Here is a 15,516-nt window from a genome sequence, read left to right as displayed (position 1 = left end):
CCATGGTGATCACTCCTCACACCCCCGCCCAGCTGTGGATATCTCGGGCAGGGTAGGTTGAACACCTGGGTCAAATTTGGGTCGGCAGGGCCCTCACGGGTGGGTCAAATTTCAGTCGGCGTCAACACAGATTGCCGCCGTCAGCGTAGCGACCTGGCTTCTTCAGGTTCTTGACGACCAGCGCGCTCAGGCGGTGAATGGCGTGAGCACCGGGCTTTTTGGGCATCGCAGCGCTCCAAAAGTCTACCCACAAAAATTTCGAGGCTTCGAAATTCCTACCCACAAAGCTTACCCACAAATTGACCCACAAAAAAGCGTGGGAAGCAGTGGGATATTGGGGGACGACGTGGAACGATCAGCGAGGAGCGCTGAGCCGGTTTCTCCTATGAAACGGGCAAAAAAAGACCGTCTCTGGGACGGTCTTGGACGTTCTGGGAACGGTGTTCTGGCGGAGAGGGCGGGATTCGAACCCGCGGTGGGTATTAGCCCACACACGCTTTCCAGGCGTGCGACTTAAACCGCTCATCCACCTCTCCTGCAAGCCCATGATCATAACCCATTACGGCGCTAATCGGCGCAATGTTGGCTGATCTATCGTGCTGCGCCAGTCGAGCCGGTGAATGACATTGTTCAAGTGCACCATGCGCCGCGACCGTGCCAGCGCATGTCCATCGCCGTCGATCAGGGCGACGTTGCAGAGAATGCGCATCGGATCGAACAGCGCCACGATGTCGGGCTGGATCTCGGTCCACTCCCAGGCGATCTGGATGGGCGAGTTGGCCGCAGTGGACCAGACCTCTTGGCCATGGCGCAGCCCGCGTCGCTTCTTGTCAACCCGTACGCTGCGGCCGACCTGCCGCAACTCGTGGGTTGCCAATTCAAACTCGTTTACAGTCTTCACGACCATCTCGCAGGCCATCAGTCGCCATGCTGCCAACTGCATTCGGGTCTCCCGTCATCTGCATGACATGCAGTTTGCGTTCGTCGATGGTGCGTTGCGCCTACCAACCCTAGTAGCGTCTGGTGCCCCGATGAACCTGCAGCGGTACGAACAAGTCAGTCAAGCCGAGGATTTGGCGTCCTTCAGGCAGGGGTTGATCGACTTCGCCAGCGACCTTGATTTCGGGCTGGTCGTCGCCGTGTTGGCGGTCGAGCGTCGGGGGCTGGAGTCGAAGGTCAGTTGCTTCCCGGTGGGAAACACGCCGGAGAAGTTCCTGCAGGCATCGCGAGATCCGGAGTTCGCCCGGCGCGATCCGGTGCACAGCCGACTGCTTCGGCAGTCCACGCCGCTGACCTACGACCAAGCTTTCTACGTCGAGGCGGGTGCGGGCGAGTTGTGGGAAATGGTGGCGCCATACGGATACCGTACCGGCGTCGCTGTCGCCGTGCACATGCCGGGCTACAAGCGGCTGCTGCTCGGCATGGATCGTGAAGAACGCCTGCCCGACGATCCCATCAAGCTGAACCGGCTGATTGCGGACCTGCAACTGCTGGCAGTGCATGCCCAGGATGCCGCGGTGCGACTGTTGCTCCCCGACGAACGTCCCAAACTGCCAGCGCGGCAACTCGAAATCCTGAGGCTGACGATGGAGGGCAAGAGCGCCTGGGTCGTTGGCAATCTGCTGGGCATCAGCGAGAACACCGTCAACTACCACATGAAGCGGCTGTTCCAGGAGCTGGATGTTTCCACCAAGAGCCAGGCCGTGCTGAAGGCGATGGAGCTGGGGCTGCTCTGACGGCCACCCCTACAAGGGTTTGTAGTCGCCCGGAACTGCGCGGCCATCCACACTGAAGCCATCTCAACACCGCTGCATGGATGGCTCAAATGAACAATGTGTCGCTCTGGGATGTCATTGCCGAACTGCTGGGCTTCCCGTTCACCGGCGGCAACTAAGCAGCTTGGCCCCTGGAGGTCACTAGAAAAGCGTCTCCTCCATCGCTTTCGTTCGGCGCCCCCCGAACGTCTTGCGCCCGCGACCGCCCTTCACCGGGCCCTCGCGGGCTTTTTTATGGCGCCTTGCCTCCGGCCTTGAGCAGGCTCATTGCCGTGCCGATGAGCCCTGCCACCTCGCTGACATTGCCCGGCACGATCATGGTGTTGTTCTTCTGCGCGAGCTGGCCGAAGGCCTCGACGGCTTTTTCGGCGACCTTGAGCTGAACCGCCTGGTCGCCGCCGGGCTGCTGGATGGCCGACGCGATCTTTCGGATGGCGTCCGACGTGGCATCGGCCACTGCCGTGATGGCCGCCGCCTCGCCCTGGGCCTTGTTGATCTCGGCCTGCTTCTGGCCTTCGGACTTCGCGATCGCCGCCTCGCGCTCGCCGGTGGCGATGTTGATCTGCTCCTGGCGCCGGCCTTCGGACGCTGCGATCAGCGCACGCTTCTCGCGTTCCGCCGTGATCTGCGCCTGCATGGAGTGCAGGATGGCCGGCGGCGGCGTCAGGTCCTTGATTTCGTAGCGCAGTACCTTGACGCCCCAGTTCAGCGCGGCTTCGTCCAGCGCCTGCACGACGGAGCTGTTGATCAGGTCGCGCTCCTCGAAGGTCTTGTCCAGCTCCATGCGCCCGATGACCGAGCGCAGGGTGGTCTGTGCCAGCTGGGAGATGGCCACGATGTAGTTGCTGCTGCCGTAGCTGGCACGCATCGGGTCGGTGATCTGGAAGTAAAGGATGCCGTCGACCGTCAGCTGTGTGTTGTCCTTGGTGATGCAGACCTGGCTCGGCACATCGAGCGGAATCTCCTTCAGCGAGTGTTGGTACGCCACCCGTTCGATGAAGGGTACGAGCACGTGAGGGCCGGGCGCCATCGTGCGGTCATACCGGCCGAGACGTTCGACGACGAAGGCGTGTTGCTGCGGCACGATCTTGATCGCGCGGACGATGAAGATGATGGCGACGATGGCCAGGACGAGAGCGATTTCCATGGAGTCAGGCTTTCACGAGTTCGAGCATGTTGCCGCGCAGCGCGGCGATGCGGTGGGGGCCGGGGCCGGGTGTGCCATCGCCGACGAACCGGGCGCGCCATTGCGAGCCGCGGTAGTTCACGTCAGCGCGACCCTGTTCGTCCCAGCGACCGACGTCGACCGATTCGCCGACGTCCAGGTTGACGTCGCGGTTGGCGTTCGCGTCCGGTGCGTCCACGCTGCGGCGACGGTTGCGCCAGTGCCAGAAGCCCGTCGTGCAGGTGCCGGCAAGGGCGGCCAGAACCACCTGGGTGCTCACGCCTGCGCCCGCGTGGGCGGTGAGGGCGCCGACGACGCTTCCCAGGGCCAGCATCAGCAGGTAGAAGGTGCCCGTGGCCAGTTCGACGGCGACGAGCGCGCCGGCTGCGGTCCACCACGCGGTGGCCGAATTCCAGTCCATCTTTGTCTCCCTGAATGCTGTGGCGTCGAAGCAGTTTATAGACCGCGCCGACACGGACAGAACACATCACGGCCCTACACTTCGCCGCTTCGTTTTTTGATGCCCGCCCGCTGGAGGCTGCCCATGATCCGTTTTCACTTTCCCGTCGTCATCATCGACGAGGACTACCGCTCCGAGAACACCTCGGGTCTGGGCATCCGTGCGTTGGCCGAAGCCATCCAGAAGGAGGGCATGGAAGTCCTGGGCGTGACGAGCTACGGGGACCTGTCGCAGTTCGCCCAGCAGCAGAGCCGCGCATCGGCCTTCATCCTGTCCATCGACGACGAGGAGTTCACGCCCGGTCCCGACCTCGACCCGGCCGTGCTGAACCTGCGCAAGTTCATCGGCGAGATCCGCTTCCGCAACCCGGACATCCCGATCTACGTCTACGGCGAGACGCGCACCAGCCAGCACTTGCCCAACGACGTGCTGCGCGAGCTGCATGGCTTCATCCACATGTTCGAGGACACGCCGGAGTTCGTGGCCCGCCACATCATCCGTGAGGCCAAGAGCTACCTCGACGGCCTGGCGCCGCCGTTCTTCAAGGCGCTGATGGACTATGCGGCCGACGGTTCGTACTCCTGGCACTGCCCCGGGCACTCCGGCGGCGTCGCCTTCCTGAAGAGCCCGGTGGGCCAGATGTTCCACCAGTTCTTCGGCGAGAACATGCTGCGCGCCGACGTTTGCAATGCCGTGGAGGAACTCGGCCAGTTGTTGGACCACACCGGTCCCGTCGCCGCGTCGGAAAAGAATGCCGCTCGCATCTTCAACGCGGACCACTGCTTCTTCGTCACCAACGGCACGTCCACGTCCAACAAGATGGTGTGGCACCACACAGTGGCGCCGGGCGATGTCGTCGTCATCGACCGCAACTGCCACAAGAGCAACCTGCACGCCATCATCATGTGCGGTGCGATCCCTGTCTTTCTGACACCGACGCGCAACCACTACGGCATCATCGGTCCCATTCCCGAGAGCGAGTTCAGCCCGGAGACCATCCGCGCCAAGATCGCCGCCAACCCGCTGCTGGCGCACATCGACCCGGCGACGGTCAAGCCGTCCATCGTCACGCTGACGCAGAGCACCTATGACGGCGTGCTCTACAACACCGAGACCATCAAGGCCAAGCTCGACGGCTATATCCCGACTCTGCACTTCGACGAGGCCTGGCTGCCGCACGCGGCTTTCCACGATTTCTACGGCCAGTTCCACGCGATGGGCAAGAACCGCCCGCGCCCCAAGGAGGCCATGGTCTACGCGACCCAGTCCACGCACAAGCTGCTGGCCGGCATCTCGCAGGCCTCGCAGGTGCTGGTGCAGGACTCGCAGTCGGTGAAGCTCGACAAGCACCTCTTCAATGAGGCCTACCTGATGCACACGTCGACCTCGCCGCAGTACTCGATCATCGCGAGCTGCGACGTGGCCGCGGCCATGATGGAGCCCCCTGGCGGCACGGCGTTGGTGGAGGAAAGCATCAAGGAGTCGCTGGACTTCCGCCGCGCGATGCGCAAGGTCGAAGGCGACTACGGCGACGACTGGTGGTTCAAGGTCTGGGGGCCGGATTACCTGCGTTCGGAAGAGGGCAGCGAGCCCGTTGCCGCCGACTGGATGCTGCATGCCGACGAGGACTGGCACGGCTTCGGCGGGCTGGCCGAAGGCTTCAACATGCTGGACCCGATCAAGTCCACCATCATCACGCCCGGGCTGGACATGGAAGGCCGCTTTGCTTCAAGCGGCATCCCCGCGTCAGTGGTGACGAAGTTCTTGGTCGAGCACGGTGTCGTGGTCGAGAAGACAGGCCTGTATTCGTTCTTCATCATGTTCACCATCGGCATCACCAAGGGCCGCTGGAACACGCTGCTGACCGCGCTGCAGCAGTTCAAGGACGACTACGACAAGAACGCGCCGCTGTGGCGCATCCTGCCGGAGTTCTGCGCGCAGTTCCCGAAGTACGAGCGCATGGGCCTGCGCGACCTCTGCCAGAGCATCCACCAAGCCTACGCCGAGGGCGACATCGCACGCCTGACGACGGACATGTATCTGTCCAACCTGCAGCCGGCCATGACGCCGACCGACGCCTACGCGCACATCGCGCAGCGCAAGACGGAGCGCGTCGCCATCGATGACCTGGAAGGCCGCATCACGACCTCGCTGCTGACACCTTACCCGCCCGGCATCCCGCTGCTGATCCCGGGCGAGCGCTTCAACAAGAAGATCGTCGATTACCTGAAGTTCACGCGCAGCTTCAACGCCAAGTTCCCCGGCTTCGCGACCGATGTGCATGGTCTGGTCCACGAGGTGGACGAGGAGTCGGGGCGCGGCTTCTACTACGTGGACTGCGTCAAGCAGTGACGAACGCCGGTTGAGCTGCGCAAAAAAGGGCCCCTCGGGGCCCTTGTCGTTTCAGTGGGCTCGCCTTACTCGGCGCCAGCCAGCGCCACGTGGCTGAAGCCGCCGTCGACGTACATGATCTCCGCACTGACGCCGCCCGCCAGGTCCGACAGCAGGAACGCCGCTGCATTGCCGACGTCTTCGATGGTCACATTGCGGCGGATTGGAGCTGAAGCAGCAAATTGGTTGAGCAGCTTGCCGAAGTCCTTGATGCCAGAGGCGGCCAGCGTCTTGATCGGGCCGGCGGAGATGCCGTTGACCCGCACGCCCTTGGCGCCCAGGTCATAGGCCAGGTAACGCACGCTGGCTTCCAGCGCCGCCTTGGCCATGCCCATCGTGTTGTAGTTGGGTACGAAGCGCTCGGCGCCCAGGTAGCTCAGCGTCAGCAGCGATGCGCCCTGGCGCAGGCGCGGGGCCGCCAGCTTGGCCATGGCTGGGAAGCTGTAGGCCGAGATGTCATGGGCGATGCGAAAGTTCTCGCGGGTCATGCCGTCGAGGAAATTCCCGGCGATGGCCTCTCGCGGCGCGAAGCCGATGGAATGGACAAAGCCGTCGAACTCCGGCCAGACCTCGCCCAACTGATTAAAAAGCGCTTCCATCTGCTCGTCGCTGGTCACGTCGCAGTCATAGACGAGCTGGGAGCCGAATTCGGCCGCAAATTCGCTGATGCGCTCCTTGAAGCGCTCGCCCTGATAGCTGAAGGCCAGTTCGGCGCCTTCGCGGTGGCAGGCGCGCGCAATGCCGTAGGCGATGGAGCGGTTGGACAGCACGCCCGTGATCAGCAGCCGCTTGCCGGCGAGAAAGCCCATTCGTGTCTCCTGTGAGGTCTCAAACAGCCTCAGATTCTGGCATGCGCAGAGCGTGGCATCTTGCCGGCATGGGACTTGCACAGTACAATCCGACCTTCACCAGAAACGAGGTAAACCCTCGCGAGCGCCGGACGACATCCCCCGGCGCTGGCTTTGGTGATTGAGTTGGGCGGATTCATCCAGCCCATTTTTTTTGCTTTTTCGCTTTTTGCACCCCCAAACGCGCACGCATGAGTTGGCAAACCGCTGTTGAAACGACCGTGGCCGGTCTTGGCTACGAAATCGTGGACTGCGAACGCAGTGCCGGCGGATTGCTGCGCGTGACGATCGACAAGCTGCCGGCGCAAGCCGAGGCGGGCGAGTTGATCACGGTGGACGACTGCGAGAAAGTGACTCGCCAGTTGCAGTATGTGTTGGAAGTCGAAGGCCTGGAATATTCCCGGCTCGAGGTGTCCTCGCCGGGGCTGGACCGCCCGCTGCGCAATGCCGCGCACTACGCGCGTTTCGCCGGCCAGGAAATCGACATCACGCTGAAGCTGCCGTTCCAGGGGCGCAAGAAGTACCGCGGTGTTGTCAGTGCCCAGCCCGAGGCGACGAGCGATCAGGCCTGGCGTCTGGTGTTCGACGACGCTGGTGCCGAGCACGCACTCGATTTCACGCTGGACGAAGTGCGCGAAGCGCGCCTCGTGCCGGCGTTCAGCTTCAAGGGGCGCGGCGGCGAGCCGGCGCCCGACCGCAAGCCCGGCCAGCGGGGCGTCATCAAGCCGAAAAAAGCGGCGACAAAGAAACAAGCGGGCGAGCCTGAACAGGCGGCGCCCGGCCAAGACAAGGTTGACGGAGGTCTCAAGCAATGAACCGCGAAATGTTGATGCTGGTGGACGCGATCTCGCGCGAAAAGAGCGTGGAGCGCGATGTCGTGTTCGGTGCGGTGGAAGCCGCGCTGGCCTCGGCCTCCAAGAAGATTTATGGCGGTGAAGCCGACATCCGCGTCGCGGTTGACCGTGACTCCGGCGAATACGAGACCTTCCGTCGTTGGCATGTCGTGCCCAACGAGGCCGGCCTGCAGAACGCCGACGCCGAGATCCTGCTGTTCGAAGCCCAGGAACAGATTGCCGACATCGAGGTGGACGACCACATCGAGGAGCCGGTCGAGTCCGTGCCCATCGGTCGTATCGGCGCGCAGGCCGCCAAGCAGGTCATCCTGCAGAAGATCCGCGATGCCGAGCGTGAGCAGCTGCTGAACGACTTCATGTCGCGCGGCGAGAAGATCTTTGTCGGCACCGTCAAGCGTCTGGACAAGGGCGACATCATTGTCGAGAGCGGTCGCGTTGAAGGCCGCCTCAAGCGCAGCGAGATGATCTCGAAAGAGAACCTGCGCACTGGCGACCGCGTGCGTGCCGTCATTCTCGGCGTGGACCCGACCCAGCGTGGCCCGCAGATCATGCTGTCGCGCTCCTCGCCCGAGTTCATGAAGGAACTCTTCGCGCAGGAAGTGCCCGAGATCGAGCAGGGTCTGCTGGAGATCAAGAGCTGCGCCCGCGATAGTGGTTCGCGCGCCAAGATCGCCGTCCTCAGCCATGACCGTCGTGTCGACCCCATCGGCACCTGTGTCGGCGTGCGCGGTTCGCGCGTCAACGGCGTGACGACCGAGCTGGCCGGCGAACGCGTCGACATCGTGCTGTGGAGCGAGGACCCGGCTCAGTTCGTCATCGGCGCGCTGGCCCCGGCCAATGTGCAATCCATCGTCGTCGATGAAGAGCGTCATGCCATGGACGTCGTGGTCGACGAGGAGAACCTCGCAATCGCCATCGGCCGTGGTGGTCAGAACGTGCGCCTGGCGTCCGAGCTGACTGGCTGGCGCATCAACATCATGTCGGCCGAGGAATCCGCCGCCAAGCAGGAGCAGGAGACGGAGAGCGTGCGCGCGCTGTTCGTCGAGAAGCTCGACGTCGACGCCGAAGTGGCCGACATCCTGATCGCCGAAGGCTTCACCAGCCTGGAAGAAGTCGCATACGTCCCGATGCAGGAAATGCTCGAGATCGAGGCCTTCGACGAGGACACCGTCAACGAGCTGCGTACCCGTGCCAAGGATGCGCTGCTGACGATGGAAATCGCCAAGGAAGAGAAGGTCGAGGAGGTCTCCCAGGATCTGCGCGACCTGGAAGGCGTCACCCCCGAGCTGCTGGCCAAGCTGGCCGCCGGCAGCATCAACACCCGCGACGACCTGGCCGACCTGGCCGTGGACGAGCTGGTCGACCTGTCCGGCCTGGACGAAGCGGCGGCACGCGCGCTGATCATGAAGGCCCGTGAACACTGGTTCAACGACTGATTGATCAACCCACATCGCGCCGCACCGAAAGCAATTTGAAGGATTCCCACATGGCCGTGACTACCGTCGCCCAATTCGCCGCCGAGCTGAACAAGCCGGCGGGCACGCTGCTGGAGCAGCTGCAAGCCGCGGGCGTCAAGAAGTCTTCCGTCGACGACTCGCTGAGCGAGACCGACAAGGAACGCCTGCTCGACCACCTGCGCTCCGCTCACGGTACTGCCGGTACCGAGCGCAAGAAGATCACCCTCGTCAAGAAGTCCACCACCGAGATCAAGCAGGCCGACGCCTCCGGCAAGGCCCGCACGATCCAGGTCCAGGTCAAGAAGACGCGCACTTTCGTCAAGCGTGACGATGAGGTCGCGGCAGGCCCGGACGACGCCGAGTTGGTGCGCCGCGAGGAAGAAGCCCAGGCGCAGGCCGAAGCTCTTCGCGTGCAGGAGGAGGAGCTTGCCGCCAAGGTGAAGGCTCGCGAGGAAGCCGAGCGCGCCGCGCGTGAAGCTGCTGCCGCCGCGAAGGCCGCAGCAGAAGCCGCCGCAGCCGAAGCCGCCGCCAAGGCCGCAGCAGAAGCCGCCGCTGCTGCCGAAGCCGCGAAGGCCGCTGCCGCCAAGCCGGAGGACAAGACCGACGAGCAGGCGGCCGAGGCGCGTGCCCGCAGCGCCGCTGCCGCCGCCGCTGAAGCCGCCGCCATCAACAAGGCAGCCGCCGCCAAGCGCGCGCCCAAGGCTGTGCCTGCGCCTGCCGAGGTGGTGGCGCCGCCGCCGCCCGCGCCAGAAGTCGTTGCGGCTGCTCCGGCCGCACCCGTCGAGGCGCCCAAGCCGGCGCTGCGCGTCGTCAAGGCTGTCGATGCTGCTGCCGAAGAGAAGCAGAAGCAGGACGACCTGGCTCGCCGCCGCAAGGCCGCCGAGGAAGAGGCCGCCAAGATCCGCGCGATGATGAACGCGCCCAAGAAGGTTTTGGTCGCGCCGAAGAAGGAAGAGCCCAAGCCCGCCGAAGGCGCTGGCATCAAGGGCACCATTCACAAGAAGGCCGGCGCCCCGACGCCGGCGGCACCGGCGCCTGCAGGTACCGGCAAGCCGGGCGACAAGAAGTCGGTCAAGTCCGAGAAGCTGTCTTCCAGCTGGGCCGACGACGCCGCCAAGAAGCGCGGCCTCAAGACCATCGGTTCCGGCCCGGCCGGCGCCGGCCGCCCGGGTGGCGGTGGTGGCAACTGGCGTGCTCCCGCACGGGGTGGCCGTGGTGGCCGCGGTGGCCGTGAGGATGGTCAGTCCAGCTTCACGCCGCCGGTCGAGCAGCAGGTCATCGAGGTCCATGTGCCCGAGACCATCTCGGTCGCCGATCTGGCGCACAAGATGTCGGTCAAGGCCGCCGAGGTCATCAAGCAGTTGATGAAGCTGGGCCAGATGGTCACCATCAACCAGCAGCTGGACCAGGAAACGGCCATGATCCTCGTCGAGGAAATGGGCCACAAGGCGGTCACGGCCAAGCTGGACGATCCGGACGCCTTCCTCGAAGAAGAGGGCACCGCCGCCGAGCAGCAGCACGAAGCGCTGCCGCGTGCGCCGGTCGTCACCGTCATGGGTCACGTCGACCACGGCAAGACCTCGCTGCTGGACTACATCCGTCGCAGCCGTGTGGCTGCGGGCGAAGCCGGCGGCATCACGCAGCACATCGGCGCCTACCACGTGGAAACCCCGCGCGGCATGATCACCTTCCTGGACACCCCGGGTCACGCGGCCTTCACGGCCATGCGGGCTCGCGGCGCCAAGGCGACGGACATCGTCATCCTCGTCTGCGCGGCCGATGACGGCGTCATGCCGCAGACCAAGGAAGCCATCCACCATGCGAAGGCGGCCGGCGTGCCCATCGTGGTCGCGATGACCAAGATCGACAAGCCGGATGCCAACGCCGAGCGCGTGAAGAGCGAGCTGGTGGCTGAAGAGGTGGTGCCGGAAGAATTCGGCGGCGATGCACCGTTCATCGGCGTGTCGTCCAAGACCGGCCAGGGCATCGACGAGCTGCTGGAGCAGGTGCTGCTGCAGGCCGAAGTGCTGGAACTGAAGGCGCCGGTCGAGTCCATGGCCAAGGGCCTGGTCATCGAAGCCAAGCTGGACAAGGGCCGCGGCCCGGTCGCGACGGTGCTGGTGCAGAGCGGCACGCTCAAGCGCGGCGATGTCGTGCTGGCCGGCTCCACGTTCGGCCGCGTGCGCGCCATGCTGGACGAGGACGGCAAGGCCACCACGGAGGCAGGCCCGTCCATCCCGGTCGAGATCCAGGGCCTGACCGAAGTGCCGCAAGCCGGCGACGAATTCATGGTGCTGGGCGACGAGCGTCGTGCCCGCGAAGTGGCGACCTTCCGTTCGGGCAAGTACCGCGACGTGAAGCTGGCCAAGCAGCAGGCCGCCAAGCTGGAGAACATGTTCAGCGAGATGGGCGCCGGCGACGTGCAGACGCTGCCGCTGATCATCAAGTCCGACGTGCAGGGTTCGCAGGAAGCGCTGGCCGCCTCGCTGCTCAAGCTCAGCAACGCCGAGGTCAAGGTGCAGATCGTCCACGCGGCGGTCGGCGGCATCAGCGAAAGCGACATCAACCTCGCCATCGCCTCGAAGGCCGTCATCATCGGCTTCAACGTGCGTGCTGACGCCGGCGCGCGCAAGCTGGCCGAGGGCAACTCGGTCGACCTGCGCTACTACAGCATCATCTATGACGCTGTGGACGATGTGACCAAGGCGATGTCCGGCATGCTGGCGCCCGAGCAGCGCGAGGAAGCGCTGGGCACGGCCGAGATCCGCGTCGTGTTCGTCGCGTCCAAGATCGGTACGGTGGCCGGCTCGATGGTCACCAGCGGCCTGGTCCGCCGTGGCGCCAAGTTCCGCCTGCTGCGCGACAACACCGTGGTCTACACGGGCGAAGTCGAGTCGGTGCGGCGCGAGAAGGACGACGTTCGCGAAGTCAAGGAAGGCTTCGAGTGCGGTATCAAGCTCAAGAACTACAGCGACATCAAGGAAGGTGATCAGCTCGAGTTCTTCGAAATCAAGGAAGTGGCCCGCACGCTCTGACCTCCAGCTCTGAGGGTGAACCCCGCCCCTCGGGGCGGGGTTTGTTCTTTCAGGAATCCATGCCATGAGACACAAACGCGCCATCCCCAACCGCAGCTTCCGCGTCGCCGACCAGATCCAGCGCGATCTGGCCGAGCTCATCCGTGAGCTGAAGGACCCGCGCATCGGCATGGCGACGATCAGCGCGGTCGAGGTCACGCCCGATTACGCCCACGCCAAGGTCTTCTTCTCCGTGCTGATCGGCGACCCCGCCGAGACGCAGGAGGCGCTGAACGAGGCTGCCGGCTTCCTGCGCAACGGCCTGTTCAAGCGCCTGCAGATCCACACGGTGCCGACGCTGCACTTCCAGTTCGATCGCACCACCGAGCGTGCGGCCGAGATGAGTGCGCTGATCAGCAAGGCCAACGCCACCCGCGCACTGGAAGACGAGGAGCCGAATGACTGAGGCCGACGTCTCGCAGGCCCGCCCGGCCCGCGCACAGGACGACGCCCGCCCGCCTCGCGTGCGGGTGCAACGCCGCGCGCTGCACGGCGTGGTGGTGGGGGGGGGGGGGGCGGGGGGGGGGGGGGGGCCCCCCCCAGACCTCGCCGCCCCCCCGGGGGGGTGGGGGGGGGGCGGGGCCGGCGCCCCGCCCCGCCCGCCCGGCCCACCGGCCGCCCCCCGCCCGCGCCGGGGGGGGGTGCACCCCCGCGGGGCGCTGGGCGGTTTGTTGCTCGACAAGCCGCTGGGCTTGTCGAGCAACAACACGCTGCAGAAGGCCAAGTGGCTGTTGCGCGCCGAGAAGGCCGGACACACCGGCACGCTGGACCCGCTGGCCACCGGCCTGCTGCCGCTGTGTTTCGGCGCGGCGACCAAGTTCAGCCAGATCAGCCTCGACGCCGACAAGCGCTATCTCGCGACGCTGGCCCTGGGCATCCGCACGACCACTGGCGACGCTGAAGGGCAGGTGCTGGAGCGGCACGACGCCGACCACATCACGCGTGAGCAGATCGACGCCGCCAGCCAAGCCTTCACCGGCGAGATCGACCAGATGCCGCCGATGTACTCGGCGCTGAAGCACGAAGGCAAGGCGCTGTACGAGTACGCGCGCCAGGGCATCGAGATCGAACGCAAGAGCCGTCGCGTGACGATTCATGCCATCGACATCGTCGCCATGCACGCTGGCACCGTGACCCTCGACGTCCGTTGCACCAAAGGCACCTACATCCGCACGCTGGCCGAAGACATCGGCGCAGCGCTGGGCGTGGGGGCGTCGCTGGCAGCGCTACGGCGAACCGGTTCCGGCGGCCTGACGCTGGACGGCGCCGTGACGCTGGCACAGATCGAAGCCATGCCCGACGAAGCACGCGCCGCACTGCTGACCTCGCCCGACCGCCTGCTGGCCGACGCGCCCGAACTGCGCCTGGACATGCAGGAGGCCGTGCGCTTCCTGTCGGGCCTGCGTCGTCGTGTCGATGCGCCCGACGCCGAGCGCGTGCGCGTCTACGGCCCCGAAGCGCGAGCCTTCCTGGGCAGCGCCCACATCATCTCTGGCGAACTGATCGCCGATCGTCTGTTGACCCCACCGGAGGTCCAGGCGCTGCTCTCCGCCTGAACCGGTTTTTTTAGAAGCAAGCTGTCATGACCACCCCGATCCGCAACATCGCCATCATTGCCCACGTCGACCATGGCAAGACCACCATGGTGGACCAACTGCTGCGCCAGAGCGGCACGTTCGCCGACCACGAGAAGGTCGTCGACACCGTGATGGACAGCAACGCCATCGAACGTGAGCGCGGCATCACCATCCTGGCCAAGAACTGCGCGGTCAGCTGGGGTGGCACGCACATCAACATCGTCGACACGCCCGGACACGCGGACTTCGGCGGTGAAGTGGAGCGCGCGCTGTCGATGGTCGACGGTGTGGTGCTGCTGATCGACGCCCAGGAAGGCCCGATGCCGCAGACGCGCTTCGTCACGAAGAAGGCGCTGGCGCTGGGCCTCAAGCCCATCGTCGTCGTCAACAAGGTCGACAAGCCGGGCGCCAAGCCCGATGCGGTCATCAACGCCGCCTTCGACCTGTTCGCCAACCTCGGCGCCACGGACGAGCAGCTGGACTTCCCGGTCGTCTACGCCTCCGGCATCAACGGCTGGACGTCGCTGACCGAAGGCGCTCCTGGCGAGCAGTGGGGCCCCGACATGTCGGCCCTGTTCGACACCGTGCTGAAGCATGTGCCGGCCCAGTCGGGCGATGCCAAGGCGCCGCTGCAGTTGCAGATCTCGGCGCTGGACTTCTCCACCTTCGTCGGTCGCATCGGCGTGGGCCGCATCAGCCAGGGCACGATCAAGCCCGGCATGCAGGTCGCCGTCATGGAAGGCCCAGACGGCAAGTCCGTCAACGGCCGCATCAACCAGGTCCTGACCTTCCACGGCCTGGACCGAGTGCAGGTCACGGAAGCCGGCCCCGGCAACATCGTGCTGATCAACGGCATCGAGGAGATTGGCATCGGCGTGACCGTGACCGACCCGGCCAACCCTGCGCCGCTGCCGATGCTGAAGGTGGACGAGCCGACGCTGACCATGAACTTCTGCGTCAATACCAGCCCGCTGGCCGGTCGCGAAGGCAAGTACGTCACCAGCCGCCAGATCTGGGACCGCCTGCAGAAGGAACTGCAGCACAACGTGGCGTTGCGCGTCTCCGAGACTGATGAGGACGGCATCTTCGAGGTCTGCGGCCGCGGCGAACTGCACCTGACCATCCTGCTGGAAAACATGCGCCGTGAAGGCTACGAGCTGGCCGTGTCGAAGCCGCGCGTGATGTTCAAGGACATCGACGGCGTGAAGTGCGAGCCGATGGAGCTGGTCACTGCCGACGTCGAGGAAACCCACCAGGGTGGCGTCATGCAGGCGCTGGGCCTGCGCAAGGGCGAGATGCTGAACATGGAGCCGGACGGCAACGGTCGCGTGCGCCTGGAGTACCGCATCCCGGCACGTGGCCTGATCGGCTTCGCCAACGAGTTCATGAACCTGACGCGCGGTTCGGGCCTGATCTCGTCCATCTTCGACGGCTACGAGCCGCACAAGGGCGAAATCGGCGGCCGCAAGAACGGCGTGCTGATCTCCATGGACGAAGGCGAGATCTTCACCTACGCGCTGGGCAAGCTGGATGACCGCGGCCGCATGTTCGTCAAGCCGAACGACCCGGTCTACGAAGGCATGATCGTCGGCATCCATAGCCGCGACAACGACCTCGTCGTCAACGCCACGCGCACCAAGCAGCTGACGAACTTCCGCGTGTCCGGCAAGGAAGACGCGATCAAGATCACGCCGCCGATCGACCTGACGCTGGAGTACGGCGTGGACTTCATCGACGACGACGAACTGGTCGAGATCACGCCGAAGAGCGTGCGCCTGCGCAAGCGCTTCCTGACCGAAAACGAAAGAAAGCGCGCCGCGCGCGCTTGAGCGCGCACGGCACGCTTGCTTTCGCAGCGTGTTGAGCTCCCCCAGCCCCCTCCAGGAGGGGGCTCTAGCCAGAGATTTGCCCGCGC

At 65.2% G+C, this 15,516-nt stretch carries 12 protein-coding genes and 1 tRNA gene; 8 read left to right on the top strand and 5 right to left on the bottom strand.

The window, feature by feature from the left end:
• Positions 1-446 precede the first annotated feature (446 nt).
• Positions 447-536, bottom strand: a tRNA-Ser gene (locus ACG04R_RS14825).
• Between the two features lie 23 nt (positions 537-559).
• Positions 560-943, bottom strand: a complete 384-nt coding sequence (locus ACG04R_RS14820; protein ID WP_394411845.1) for a hypothetical protein — start codon at positions 941-943, stop codon at positions 560-562.
• A gap of 88 nt (positions 944-1,031) precedes the next feature.
• Here ACG04R_RS14820 and ACG04R_RS14815 point away from each other — a divergent pair, with 88 nt between their 5' ends.
• Entirely contained in the window at positions 1,032-1,736 is a 705-nt protein-coding gene (locus ACG04R_RS14815; protein WP_394411842.1) for a helix-turn-helix transcriptional regulator, read from the top strand.
• A 271-nt stretch (positions 1,737-2,007) separates the two neighbouring features.
• Here the strand turns inward: ACG04R_RS14815 and ACG04R_RS14810 are convergent, their stop codons facing one another.
• Together ACG04R_RS14810 and ACG04R_RS14805 are read right to left on the bottom strand one after the other, a co-directional pair.
• A complete protein-coding gene (locus tag ACG04R_RS14810) occupies positions 2,008-2,922 on the bottom strand; it encodes an SPFH domain-containing protein (RefSeq protein ID WP_394411839.1) in 915 nt (304 codons plus the stop codon).
• A 4-nt stretch (positions 2,923-2,926) separates the two neighbouring features.
• Entirely contained in the window at positions 2,927-3,361 is a 435-nt protein-coding gene (locus ACG04R_RS14805) for an NfeD family protein (RefSeq protein ID WP_394411836.1), read from the bottom strand.
• 123 nt (positions 3,362-3,484) lie between these two features.
• On the opposite strand from ACG04R_RS14805, the gene ACG04R_RS14800 reads away from it, so the two are divergent.
• A complete protein-coding gene (locus ACG04R_RS14800; protein ID WP_394411833.1) occupies positions 3,485-5,752 on the top strand; it encodes an Orn/Lys/Arg family decarboxylase in 2,268 nt (755 codons plus the stop codon).
• A 65-nt stretch (positions 5,753-5,817) separates the two neighbouring features.
• Here ACG04R_RS14800 and fabI read toward each other — a convergent pair whose 3' ends face one another.
• A complete protein-coding gene (fabI, locus tag ACG04R_RS14795) occupies positions 5,818-6,600 on the bottom strand; it encodes an enoyl-ACP reductase FabI (protein WP_394411830.1) in 783 nt (260 codons plus the stop codon).
• 230 nt (positions 6,601-6,830) lie between these two features.
• Here fabI and rimP point away from each other — a divergent pair, with 230 nt between their 5' ends.
• The 6 genes from rimP (at position 6,831) to typA (ending at position 15,430) form a co-directional block, all read left to right on the top strand.
• Positions 6,831-7,454, top strand: coding sequence for a ribosome maturation factor RimP (gene rimP / locus ACG04R_RS14790; RefSeq protein ID WP_394411827.1), 624 nt, complete (start codon positions 6,831-6,833; stop codon positions 7,452-7,454).
• Entirely contained in the window at positions 7,451-8,929 is a 1,479-nt protein-coding gene (gene nusA / locus ACG04R_RS14785; RefSeq protein ID WP_394411824.1) for a transcription termination factor NusA, read from the top strand. The genes rimP and nusA overlap by 4 nt, the downstream gene beginning before the upstream one ends.
• Before the next feature lie 50 nt (positions 8,930-8,979).
• Entirely contained in the window at positions 8,980-11,985 is a 3,006-nt protein-coding gene (gene infB / locus ACG04R_RS14780) for a translation initiation factor IF-2 (RefSeq protein WP_394411821.1), read from the top strand.
• A gap of 64 nt (positions 11,986-12,049) precedes the next feature.
• A complete protein-coding gene (gene rbfA / locus ACG04R_RS14775) occupies positions 12,050-12,430 on the top strand; it encodes a 30S ribosome-binding factor RbfA (protein WP_394411818.1) in 381 nt (126 codons plus the stop codon).
• Positions 12,431-12,695: 265 nt separating this feature from the next.
• A complete protein-coding gene (truB, locus tag ACG04R_RS14770) occupies positions 12,696-13,580 on the top strand; it encodes a tRNA pseudouridine(55) synthase TruB (protein WP_394411815.1) in 885 nt (294 codons plus the stop codon).
• A 26-nt stretch (positions 13,581-13,606) separates the two neighbouring features.
• Positions 13,607-15,430: a translational GTPase TypA gene (gene typA / locus ACG04R_RS14765; protein ID WP_394411812.1), complete on the top strand. Its 1,824-nt coding sequence runs from the start codon at positions 13,607-13,609 to the stop codon at positions 15,428-15,430.
• The last annotated feature ends 86 nt before the right edge of the window (positions 15,431-15,516 follow it).

Origin of the sequence: Pelomonas candidula, assembly GCF_043555985.1 — a bacterium.
GTDB classification, from domain to species: Bacteria; Pseudomonadota; Gammaproteobacteria; order Burkholderiales; family Burkholderiaceae_C; genus Pelomonas; species Pelomonas candidula.
Note: the sequence above shows the minus strand (reverse complement) of the source record. Positions and strands in the feature narration are given on the sequence as shown.